This window comes from Thermodesulfobacteriota bacterium (genome assembly GCA_040754335.1).
Taxonomy (GTDB): domain Bacteria; phylum Desulfobacterota_D; class UBA1144; order Nemesobacterales; family UBA2774; genus 2-12-FULL-53-21.
Window position 1 is genome coordinate 32989 of sequence record JBFMCV010000009.1, and the last position, 11980, is coordinate 44968.

Here is an 11980-nt window from a genome sequence, read left to right on the forward strand (position 1 = left end):
TTTGGCGCGCCTACCGGAGCGCCCCTTCGAAATTCCGGACGAGCGTTTTGGAGTCAGGCTCTTTTAGTCCTGCCGTCGTCAGGAGCGATTCCGCCGTGCCTCTTCCCCCGCGGGACCATGCGTCTCTCATGAAATTCCCTGCTTCTTTCGTCCTCCACCATTCCTCGTCGAACGATTCAGTCATGAAATGACGGAGCACGGGCCCCGCGAGCACGGCTTTAAAACGGAACGGGGCGCCGACCGGGGAGAGGAGTTCCGCGAGGCAGCTCCTCCCGTCGGCCCCGCATTTCGCCGCGCCGCTCATGATATCGGAGAATATTTCGGGCAATTCTCCCGGATCCCCGCACTCCGAAAGCTCCGCAAGGCAGACTGCGCGCCCGGCGTCGAGCCTCGCCGTCATGAGCCGCCTCAAATGCAGGAAATTGAGGAAATCACCCTCCGCGTCTATTTTTACATACTTCCTGAGCCACCTGGGCTCGTATACGAGGCTTCCGAAAAGTGCGGAGAAGATATCGGTGAGCGACTCGTCTCTCAGGAATACGAATTCGAAGTGGTCCCCCGGGTCCGTATATCCGAATGAGAGAGCCTGCCCGAGACACCCGAGGAGCGACTCGTAATCGTGAACGCCGCCCGCGGGGTAGAGGGAGAGGGCCGACTCGAAAGGCGGGTCTAGAGGTAGTGAAAAGCCTTCTACCTCCTTCCCCTCTCTCTTCTCGCTGTCGATAGTTATTTCGCGGGTAGGGGCGAGAGACATGCCTTCGACGACTGTCTTCGCTAAAGCCGCCGGGTCGGGCTTCGGGAAATACCCTCTCAGCTCGGCCGAATTGAAAAGCCGGGTCATGTCGTATATGGAGGCGTCCTTCAGGCCGAGCTCCATCTTGTTCGTAAAAAACCACCCCAGCATATCCCGCGCTATGTAATCCGTATCGGTGAGGAACCTCTTCGCCTCATCCGCTATGCGCGTAATCCCCGGACAGGAGGTTGCATCGAGGAGCGCTCCGTAACTTCCGAAGCCGAGCGCCTCCGAGCATTCGTTGAGTATCCCGAGCTTGCGGAGGCAGAGGGTATTGAGCGCGGATAAGGTCCCGCCGGCTCTCTCCTCGATCTCCTGCCTCTTGTCCCTTTTGGGCTCGGACAGCAGCTCCGCCTTCGCGGAGCGGAGAGTCAGGCTCTTGCCGCACGCGCGGAATTCAGCGCCAGATTCGAGCGCCAGCATCCTGTCCGTGATGTCCGAGGACTCCCCCCCGAGGAAAGCCCCGGCCAGGAATGAGGAGAGGAGGCGATTCCGTGCTCTCTCCTCCTCGTCGCTGCTACCGGATCCGCTCAGCGATAAAAAAAACTCGGGCTCGAGAAGGTCTCTCCGCGAGCCGTATATGCCCTTTGTGCGTATCCCTGTCTTTCTGCCCGTGAGGTTGAGCCACAGCTCCCTCCTGAGCTCCCTCAGGAGCCCTTCGCCCTCTGATCTTATGAACCGGACCGTATCTCCGTTCAAACGCTCTCCCTCTCCTTCAGATTTTAATACGGATTATCCTCAAGCAATTATATAAGACGCGGTCATTCATTAGAAGGGGAGCGTCCGACGCGCGCTCCGGGAGCAGCCTCAGGCAGTTTTGCGGACGGGGGCATTCACGAAAAAGGCGCCGGCCGCGGCCAGGTAACAGCAGATTATGGTGACTACGAACGGGTAGACGTATGTCCCCGTCACGTCGTGCACGTATCCCGCGAGCAACGGTCCCCCTATCGCGGCTATTGAGTAGGAAGTGCCGAATATGCCGTATATGGTGCCGAGCGCGCGTAGCCCGAAAAACTTTCCGAGGAGCGTGGGGAATACAGGCACCCATGCGCTGTAGAAGAACCCGAACAGGAATCCGAAGATGTAGAAAGCCCAGATATGGTCGAAGACGAGGAGCAGTATTATTGAGCTCCCCTGGGCGAAGAAGCATATGAGCAAGACCTTCCTGTACTCGAGCATCTCCGCCAGTATGGAGGAGAGGAGCGTCCTCCCTATTATGCTGCCGAGTCCGATCGCGGCGGGCGGGCCCGCCGCCGCCAGGGCCGCGACCTTGAGGTCTATCTCGAAGTTGTAGAACTGGGTTACGATAATGAGGAACGTCGTGAACCCCAGGAAATACATGGAGTACATGAGCCAGTAGTTGGGCGTCGAGATCGCTTCGAGCGCTGTCCAGTCGTTCTTATTCCCGGGGATGCCGTTGCCCGGGCCCTGCTCCTCTACCTCGACGCCGTTGTCCTCGCCGTAGGGTCTCAGGTTCTTGTCCTCAGGCCTCGCCCTCAGAACGAAAGCGGCCATCAGCACCGTCGTCATCAGCGCGCCTAACGCAAAGAGGGCGTTCCTCACCCCGAAGCCGTTTATGAGCCAGGCGGTGAGCGGGTTCGTTATCAGCCCGCTGAGCGGCACTCCTGTTGTTATAATCCCGATCGCGAGCGCTCTCCTCCTTACGAACCACCTGCTTACGAGAGCGACGCACGTGATGTACAGCACCGCGTCCCCGAGCCCGACGAAGAACCCGTATGATATGTAGAGCTGCCACGTCGTATCCGCCAGACCCGACATGATCATCCCTAAAGCCGCGATGAGCCCGCCGCCGAATATGACGGCTCTCGGGTCGAACCTGTCTATAAGCCTGCCCGCGAGTATGAAGGCGGGGGCCTGGACGAGGGACCTGAAGGAGAAGAGCGACGAGCCCGCTGCGCGCGTGAGCCCGAAGTCTTCGTTCAGGTAGGGGAGAAACACCCCGAACGAGTAGAGGAGTAGGCCGTCCAGTATTATTATCAGCAGGGAAGCCGCAACGATGTACCAGCCGTAAAATATCTTTTTCCCGAACATGCCTCTCTCTTCGATAACTGTTGATAGCAAAGGTTATGATTTCGCGCCGGCGTTACCGGAGAATCCGGGCCGCGGTATAACGCGTCGCTCGTTAAGGGGGGTAATCATACCTGAAAAAAAACGGTTTTTTCCATGCCTGGCCGTGCGTAAGGATGAAGGGCGGAGAGCCTGCGCGTCACCCCTGCACTTTGCCTATCTTCCTGTCGATGGCGTTCGCCTGGCTTTCATACTTGCCCGATTTCAGGGTGTCGCCGGCTTTCTTGAGCAGCGGGAGGTCTTCCTTCGTCCATTCCCCGGATTCGGCTATCCCGGATATCCGCAGAACGAAATCGTCCCTCATCTTCTGCCTCCCGGACGTGAACTCCCAGTTATCGAGATAAATGTCCAGCACGGCAGTGCCTTCCTTCCGGCCGATAGAGCCGGGCACTTTTGCGGCGCCCGCGCCTACCCACGTGATGAGCGTCTCTGATTCCGCGTTCCCGCCGCTTGCGTAGTGCGCCAGCAGCCTGAGCTCGTCCGCTTCCTCCGGGTAGTCGTACGTAGCGGCCAGAATTTTCAATACGGCGGTTTTGCCGAGAGGGCTCATCTCCCGGAGCGCATTCCTTCCGGCGCTGCGGATTACTTTCCATTTGCTGCGGAGAGTATCCGCGGCAACGGCCGCTTCGCCTGACGCTGCGTGCCCCATATTGCCGAGCGCTTCGAGCGCGGCGAGGACGCTTTTAGTGTTCTCGGGTTTATCGTCGCTCCTCGCTTTCAGGAATTCACCGAGCCTGGGGGCCTGGTCGGTGGCGGATGGTCCCATACTGCCGAGCGCGGTCGCGGTCAGCATCCTAACGGATTCATCCTTGTCGTTTAGCAGTGCGGCGACGTCGGAGTTGTATTTCCTCGCGGGCTCGCCGAAGCTGAGCAGCGCGTCGACGGCGTTGATCCTCACTACTTTCGACTCGTCTTTCAGCATCTTTATAACCTGAGGTATCTCCTGTTCGGCCGGGGTCCCGATCTGCCCCAGGGCCCAGGCGGCTTCGGCGCGGACTATCTCGTCCGGGTCCTTCAGGAGGGGAGCGATCTTCGGGACCTCGGAGCCTGCTCCGGGGCCGATCTTGCCCAAGGCTTCGAGTGCCGATGATTTTATTGCAGGGCTCGGGTCCTTGAGGAGCTCTGCTATTGCGGGAGCCATGGCCCGCCCCTTTTCTCCGAGCTCACCGAAGATAAATATCCCGGTGCCGCGGTACTTTATCTCTCTTTTTTTCAGCATCCCGACTATCTTCTCGGTCTGCGGCCCGGTAAATTCTTTTGTCGATGCGAGCGCAGTCGCTGCGTTAGCCCTTATAATCTTGTCATGGCTGTTTAGAAATCCGATGTATGCGTCAGTAAATTCGGTCCTGTTTTCGCCCATTTTCCTCGAGACCATGAACGCTTTATACCTGACCGGCTCCTCTCCGTCATTCATATGCTTCAAAATCTCGGCGGCGTATTCTCTCCCCGGCTCCCCCATTTCGCCTAATGTGTTCATTGCCGCAATGCGTACGGCAGGGTTTGGGTCGTTGAGGAGCCCGGCTACCTCAGGCGCCTCGTCCACTGCGCTGGTCCCCATTTCACCGAGCGCCAGGAGAGCCCCCAGCCTGGCATCGGGGTCCAGGTCCTTAAGCATATACACGACAGCGTCTACAGTATCGTTCTTACCTTTGGCTACAATGCCGATTGTCTCCGCGGCCTGATCCTGGATCTTGCGGTTTTTATCTTTTAACAGCTCTAAAACGGCGCGCCTCGATTCGGGGGGTATGTCTCCGATTCCGGCGAGCGCCTTCAGTGCGCTCGTCCTTACGTATTCGCTCCTGCTCTTAAGCAATTCTGTAATGTCGTCGGCGTAACCTTTCGAGGCTTCCCCGAACTCGCCGAGCGCGGTGACCGCGCTTATTACCACCTTCGTGTCCTCGTCTTTGAGGAATTTCGCGACCCTGGCGCTCTGCCCGGCCGCGGCGGGTCCCAGCATTCCGAGCACCTTGAGCGCGGACGACCTTGCGGACGGGTTCTTGTCGTTAAGAAATTTCAGTATCGCGGGCAGCTGCCGGGCCGTCGCCTCAGGGCTGCTCGAAAGCGCCTCGACCGCCGCCATATTCACCTTCTTGTCTTTATCGCCCAGGAGCTGTATCACGGCTTGAGCCTGTTCGGGGTTGAGACCGCCGATCAGGCCGAGGGCGCGGGCGGCGTTGTAGCGTATGCCGGAGTCTTTGCTGTCCAGGCTCTCCATGATGATGGGTACGAGGTCTCTCGACGATTCCCCCATCCCGCCTGCGGCTTTCAGGGCCGCCCGCCTTATCTGGGGATTCTCGTCCTTGAGGAGCTCCGGGAGCCCTGGTATGTCACTCCTTTTCTTTGATCTCGAAAGCTCGTCGATCGCTCCTTCCCTGACCCCGGGATCGGGGTCCTTGAGCGCCGACGCCAATCCTTTAAGCTGCCATTCTTCGAATATAACGGGGGTTTTGTCCGGTATCCCGGTGATTTCACCGGTTGCGGATCCGGATACGGACGGCTTGAGAAAGCACGGAGCGGCTATCGAAATTACTATCAGCAGTGCGAGACCGAGCCGCGGATTCATCGAGCCGGGGATACCGGCGATTCTCATTCCTGCGTGGCGGATGCTGTGTGACGAACTCATAGAACTTCTCCCCTCGGTTTTAGTCATGATTTTATCGGGCGGGACCGCTCGACTCCCGGCTCTCCCGGGATCTTTCGGCCGTGCGGTGCGGATATTATAGAGATGTATCCCTCATGCTCCTTAAACAGCTAATGCGGTCACAGGCTCCTAAAAGAGTATCCTATGTCTCCCCGCAGTCAATCATTTTTCGCCCGGTGCCCCTGATCGGGCGCGGCCCGCTAATGCAATCACAGTTTATCGCCGCCCCGGGATCGAGTATTATGTTACCGCGGGGAGGATCTCAGCGGGCAAAGCGATAGAGAGGAGCGAAGCCGATGGCGTATGAAACGGAAGACCGGGATTTACTGACAATATTCAAAGACGGTGTGACCAAGGGCCTCAGGGTACTGAATATAAGATCGAAAGAGGCTTACGACACGCTCAGGATCAAGAATACCATCAGGGGGCTTGAGCGCAGGAAGAGAGAAGCGGTTTACGACATGGGGGCAGCGGTTTACAGGACATTCAAGCACACGGGGAAGGTCGTTGAGGATACGGTTTCCGCCAGGTGTGCTGATATCGATAAAACAGAGGCCGAGATCGATCGGTGGAAAGAAGAGCTGAGGCTAGTCCACCAGAATGCCCGGATGGCTCTTGGAAGCGTCATGGCGCTTTCCAAGCCCAGGGTGGTCGCTTTCTGCGACTGCGGGGCGGAGATATACGAGGGGGCCGGATACTGCGGCCAATGCCTCAAAAAGCTCGATTGAGCCCCTAATTCCCCTGGCATGAGAGCGTGTCGCGGCATAGGCTTGCACCGTCCCTTCAAATCAGTTTCATTATCATCAGTCCCGTCTAAGACGCAAATATTATTGAAATTATGTTGACACAGGCCGGGATCGGATATAGAGTTTGATCAGATGGGGTCATAAATTTCCATGACCGAAAAGGCAAACCATTCGAAAGGGTGGGACGCAAAGCCGCAGGCCTCTATGCTCCGGGTATGAGCATCGTGGCGGCTGGGCTGCCGAAGTCGGGATATGTTTTGGGATCCGCTCAGTATCCGCATTCGAATCTTCCCGCTCGATCCGTCTCGTTCGGCTCAGCGTCGGCTGTAATTCCGCACCGCGATTGTTTGCCTATACACCGTAAACGGCTCTTTGTCCGCCTTCTGATAAGGACGCGGCCGTTTCCGGGAGACCGCACGAGGATAACGGGATATGCCGGGCGTGAATGTTACCGGACGAGGAAGGAGTGGAGCAGCGACACGGCTCATCGGGAATGACGGCGAGCTCACGTGCATCGTGCTCGACGGCGGGAGAGGAAGGAGCGGGATCCCGCACGCACTGCTCGGCCCTCTCCGCGATTATTTCGCCCGAAAGGGTATCCGTGTCAGCCTCCTCTCCGATTCCGCCTCTTTAAACGGACATAACATAGAGCGGTTCGAGGAGCTCGCCTCCGAATGCGTGCTCGGCGTGCTTATACCGGACGGGCTCGGCCCCGAAGAGCTCTACGAGCTCGGGTTCCTGAGGGGACGAGGAAAATTCATCCTCACGCTCGGGTATAACGAAACGGGCGCGGAAGCGGATTCCCGGGAAGCGCAGGGCCCGGATGAGGCTCGCGCTTACTGCGATAAATTCGCCAGCGCTCATTTGCCGGGCTTTACAGCGGCCGTGCCGGGCGGATTCCCCGAAGCGGGTCTTATGGAAAGTCTCGACAATGCGCTCCCCGGAATAATAGACAGGTACATAGTGGATTCACTCGCAGGCGCAGGGGCAGGGAGCGGGGCGGGGACGGAAAGCTTGTGCGATACGGCGCTCAGGATATCAGAATACTTCGCGTCGAGAAAGGGATTCGGACTCCCTGAGCTCGACGCTGTCTTCGAAGAGCTCGAGACTTGGGAATCCAGAACCGGGCGCCGGGTGCCGCCGCGCGTGCTCGCCTGCCTGGCTTCTCTCTACGAGGGGCTTCCGGATGTCAACGAAAACGGAGACACGGAACATCAGTGCGCGGGAAAGCGCGTCTATGTATACGAAAGGATACTCGAGCGGGAGACACCGGGATTCCTTGCCGGAATCACTGCTAAAAAGCTCGCGGACCTCCTGTATCTCCGCTCGTCCGGAGAGGGCGGGGAGGCCGGTGACGCCGAGAGGGCGGCAGGCCTGTACAGAGAGGCTCTCGGTTTCTTTGCGCCTGACAGGCACCCCCGGGAGTTCGCTGCGGTCCGCAACAACCTCGGGGCGGCGCTCGTCGCGCTTTGCCTCATGTCCGGCGAGCCCGGTCACGCGAGGGAGGCGGCGGAATTGCTCGGGGAGACTCTGTCGTCGGAAATATTCGAAAATTCCCCCTCCGAGCGGACTCTCGTGCAAAGGAACCTCGCCTCCGCATACGCGGCCCTCGCTTTGCACGAAGACCCGCGCGGGAATTATCAGAAGTCGGTCGAATTGCTGAACGAAGCGCTGGAGGTCTTCAAATCAGGCGGGCTCGAGCGAGAGACCGCAGAGGCGTGCATCGAGATAGGGGACGCGTACAAGTCCTTGGGCGACCTCGAAGCCGATGCGAATAACCCCGGGAAGGCGGTAGAATTCTACGACCAGGCCCTCCTTTATTATCCCGAGGAAATCGCGCGCAGGGAGCACGCCGCAAGCGGCAGGAAGCTCGGCGGGGCGTTTGAAAGGCTCTACAGGGAAAGCGGGGACGAGGGCGAATTGAGGAAGGCCATAGCGGCGTATTCGGAATCGCTTTATGCGTCGGGCGTCTCAGGCACCCCGGGAATCCGTGAAACGGCTCTCTCTCTTTCGGCGCTCTACACGGAGCTTGCGGGACTTCTCGAGACGTCGGGCGATTACGAAGGGGCGGTCGAGAGCTGCAAGGGGCTTCTCTCTCTCTATGACCCGCTCGATCATCCGAACGAATACGCCGAAGCCCATATTAAGATAGGCGGCCTACTCGCGAGGATGGCTGACATAGACGACCGCGCGCTTAACACCGAGCTCGCAGTTGATTCATACAAGGAGGCTCTCGTATATCTCGAAGGGGAATCATGCCCGGAGAGGCGGAGGGAATTGTACGGGATCGTCGGAGGACTTCTCAGGGTGCTCGCCGGGGAAGAGGCCGGGGACCTGAGCAGGAGGATCGGTTTTTATCAGGAAGCTCTCGGTTACTATTCTGCGGGGCTCTACCCGTACGAGCACGCCCTCATAGAGATGGCCCTCGGCGGGGCGTATTCGGAGCTCGGCTCCGCGGACGAGCCCGTGGAGAACGCATGGAAGGCGGTTGAATCGTACAGGAGGGCCCTCGAATACCTTAACCCGGAGGAGCACCGCCCGGAATTCGCCTCCGCACAATATGAGCTCGGCAGGCTGTATGCGCGGCTTTACGATGTTTCAAAAGAGAGAGAGATGCTCGACCTGTCCGCCGGAGCGTTCGAGCGGGCGGTCGCGCATCTGACATCTGAGGGGGAGCCGGGCGAATTTGAGGAGGCCGTGAAGGGTCTCGAGCTCGCGCGGGGACTGATCACTGAGGCGGAGACAGCCGCGGCCCCGCCGGAAGAGCCCCCGTCCGTGATCGAAGTAGGAACTGCGGAGGAGGAGATCGAGAGAGAGAGGCCGCTGCTCACGATAGTGAAGGAGGAGGAATCCGGGGAGCCGCCGGGAGAGCCTCAGTCCGCGGAATCCGCTGATATCGATTCGCCTGAGCCCGAAGCGGAATTCGATAACCCGGCTGAGGCCGTGGAGTATTACGAGCAGGCGCTCGAAAACGTCTCGAGAGAGGATTCCCCTGCCGGGCACGCGTCGCTCAAGCTCCGCCTCGGGAGGGCGTACGTTGAGCTCGGCGAGTCGGGCGGAGGCGCCAACAGCTTCAGAAAGGCGCTCAGGGCGTACGAGGACTCACTCGCTTACTATAACGCGGATGCGTTTCCCCTAGAGTTCGCCGAGGCGCAAAAAGGCGCTGCATCCTCGTGGATGCGGATCGCGGACCAGACCGGCGACGTAAAGGGCTACGAGCGGGCTGCCGCCTCGTATAGAGAAGCCCTCCGGGTAACGGCCGGGGAGAGCGGCCGGCGGGGGCGTGTAGAGATAAAGGAGCGTATAGGGGACATATACCGCACGCTCGCCCAGATGAACGGGGACGCGTCCTGCTACAGGGAGGCGCTTTCGGAATATAAGGGAGCGCTCGAAGACTGCGGTGTTCAAGAACACCCGCTCCAATACGGGAGGATAGAGAAGAACATCGGGATCGTCTGCGGGGTTCTGGCCGAGGCGGAAGACCGCCCGGAGTATTACGTGCAGGCGGCTGACGCGTTCACGAAGGCGCTCGCGGTCTCAGGCCCGGGGGAGCACCCCGCCGATTACGCGGAGATACATAAGTTCATGGGCATGGCGCTCGGGAATATAGCGAGGAACGAGGGCGATCCCGAATATTACAGGCGGGCTATAGAGTCTTACGACAAGGCGCTCGGAGCCGCTCCCGTCGAGTCCCCGCCCAGGGATTACGGCCTGATAATGAAGCAGAGGGCGCAGGCCTGCGAGGGCCTGTTCAGGTTCACCGACTCCCCGGACGACCTGAAATCGGCCGCGCTCTCTTTCGAGGAGGCGCTCGGGTATTACACCTTCGAGCGTGCGCCCGCCGAGTACGCCTCGATCACCGGCGGCCTCGGCGCGATATACCGGCAGCTCGCCGAGAAAGAAGACCCGGCAGAGAACTGCAGGCACGCTCTCAGGTGCTACGAGCGGCTGCTCAGGGTCTATAACATAAAGGAATATCCCCTCGAATACGCGGCCACCCAGAACAACCTCGGCATCGTATACAGGACGCTCGCGGAGCGCGAGGAGAAGGGCAAGAACTGCAAGAGGGCCGTCAACGCGTACAGGGACGCGCTCAGGGTGTACAACGAAAGGGAGCACCCTGCCCTTTACGGCTCGACAAAGAACAACCTCGGCACCGCGTACATGACGCTCGCCGAAGTTGAGGAGAAGGAAGCCAACTGCAGGATGGCGCGGGGAGCTTTCGAGGACGCGCTCAAGGTGAGGACCATACAGGCCTACCCGATGCAGTTCGCCGCGACCCAGAACAACCTCGGAGTCGTCTACAGGATACTCTCGGAGGTGGAGGACAGGGCGAGGAACTGCAAGAGGGCGATAAACGCTTACGAGACGGCGCTCATAGTATATACGATAGACAAGTTCCCGATACAATACGCGACAACGCAGAACAACATAGGCGGGGCGTATACGACTCTGGCCGAGGAAGAGGACAGGGCGAGGAACTGCGACAGGGCAGCCGAAGCGTACCAGGAAGCGCTCAAGGTGTTCACTAAAAATTCCTACCCCGCCCAGTACGAGATCGTGAAAGCGAACCTCGAGCTCCTATGCGAATTCAGCGGGAAGGAGATCACGTCGGCCGCCTCCTGAGCGCGGTCCCGGCGCAATTTCGCGGTTTTTACTTTCACCCCCGGAACGAATATATTAATAACAGTTTTGAGGAACGCTCTCGCACTACTTTTATTCCTTCACGTCATTCTCTCGGGCGAATCGGCCTTCGCCGTCGGCAAGGAAACGCTCGTCGATATAACGGGCGTGGCCGTCGTCGTCGACGATGTGTCGTCTGCCGCGGGGGCGGACGGTCTCAAGGAAGCCGACGTCAAGGCGCTCGTCGAGGACAGGCTCGCGAGGGCGAACATCATGGTGCTCGAAGACCGCAAGTGGACGAGCGTCTTCGGGGGCTCCTATCTCCTTGTCAAGATAATAGCGTCGAAGGCCGTGAGCGGGGACAGGTACGCGGTCTACGTCGACATGGAGCTGTATCAGACCGTCGTGCTCATGGGTAAGAAGCTCGGGCAGAACATCAACACGGCGGCCGCCACGTGGTCCGCGGGGATGCTCCTCTCCTGCAACGCCGCAGTGATAAAGGACTGCGTCGAGGGGACGGTCGGGGAGCTCACGGACCTCTTCATCAAGGACTACATAGAGGTGAACACTCTCAGGTGGAAGCAGGAGCAGGAGAGGCTCCAGAAGGAGGAGTGAAGGGGCGGCGAGTCGCCGCGGACGTATGAATGTGCAGCCCGTTCATGCTTCGATCCATCGACTTCGCTCAGGACAGGCGCGCAGTTCAGGAATAACTTGGTTCCATAATTTGGCTAAAGCTGAGGAGCGACAGAGGGATCGTATACGGGCGCAGGTTCTGCGCCTCAGTACGAACGGGTTTTTGTCTTTAATTTTCTCCTTTGGAAAAGAACGAATGCAAGCAAGCAACAGATTCGAACGAGTGAGAATCTGGACTCTGCGGGTTGAATACTCGAATGTATGTATGCTTGAGATGCACTATTGAAACCAAAACAATTCGGATGTCATTCCAACAAAGGCAGATGAGTAAGTCAACTTTCGCCTCGTCGTGGCCTCAGCCAAAGTAGGTTAGGGTGGATTTTTCTTTTCTTATTTTAAATCCCCCTAAATCCCCCTAAATCCCCCTAAATCCCCCTAAATCCCCCTAAATCCCCC

Annotated in this window: 6 protein-coding genes and 1 riboswitch; of the genes, 3 read left to right on the forward strand and 3 right to left on the reverse strand. The window is 58.9% G+C overall.

Going from position 1 to position 11980, the window contains the following annotated elements; genetic code table 11:
- Positions 1-10: 10 nt before the first annotated feature.
- The 3 genes from AB1598_14685 to AB1598_14695 form a co-directional block, all read right to left on the reverse strand.
- The gene (locus tag AB1598_14685) at positions 11-1492 is read right to left on the reverse strand and encodes a hypothetical protein (GenBank protein MEW6146257.1); all 1482 of its coding nucleotides are present in this window, start codon (positions 1490-1492) and stop codon (positions 11-13) included.
- A 108-nt stretch (positions 1493-1600) separates the two neighbouring features.
- The gene (locus AB1598_14690) at positions 1601-2845 is read right to left on the reverse strand and encodes an MFS transporter (protein MEW6146258.1); all 1245 of its coding nucleotides are present in this window, start codon (positions 2843-2845) and stop codon (positions 1601-1603) included.
- 175 nt (positions 2846-3020) lie between these two features.
- The gene (locus AB1598_14695; GenBank protein MEW6146259.1) at positions 3021-5504 is read right to left on the reverse strand and encodes a HEAT repeat domain-containing protein; all 2484 of its coding nucleotides are present in this window, start codon (positions 5502-5504) and stop codon (positions 3021-3023) included.
- Between the two features lie 314 nt (positions 5505-5818).
- Between AB1598_14695 and AB1598_14700 the strand changes: the two genes are divergently transcribed.
- The 3 genes from AB1598_14700 to AB1598_14710 all read left to right on the forward strand — a co-directional run bounded on the left by AB1598_14700 (position 5819) and on the right by AB1598_14710 (position 11506).
- A complete protein-coding gene (locus AB1598_14700) occupies positions 5819-6250 on the forward strand; it encodes a hypothetical protein (GenBank protein MEW6146260.1) in 432 nt (143 codons plus the stop codon).
- Positions 6251-6419: 169 nt separating this feature from the next.
- Positions 6420-6512, forward strand: a riboswitch (cyclic di-GMP riboswitch).
- 188 nt (positions 6513-6700) lie between these two features.
- Positions 6701-10894 (forward strand): hypothetical protein, encoded by a 4194-nt coding sequence (locus AB1598_14705; protein MEW6146261.1) that lies wholly within the window; start codon positions 6701-6703, stop codon positions 10892-10894.
- A gap of 66 nt (positions 10895-10960) precedes the next feature.
- The gene (locus AB1598_14710) at positions 10961-11506 is read left to right on the forward strand and encodes a hypothetical protein (protein MEW6146262.1); all 546 of its coding nucleotides are present in this window, start codon (positions 10961-10963) and stop codon (positions 11504-11506) included.
- The last annotated feature ends 474 nt before the right edge of the window (positions 11507-11980 follow it).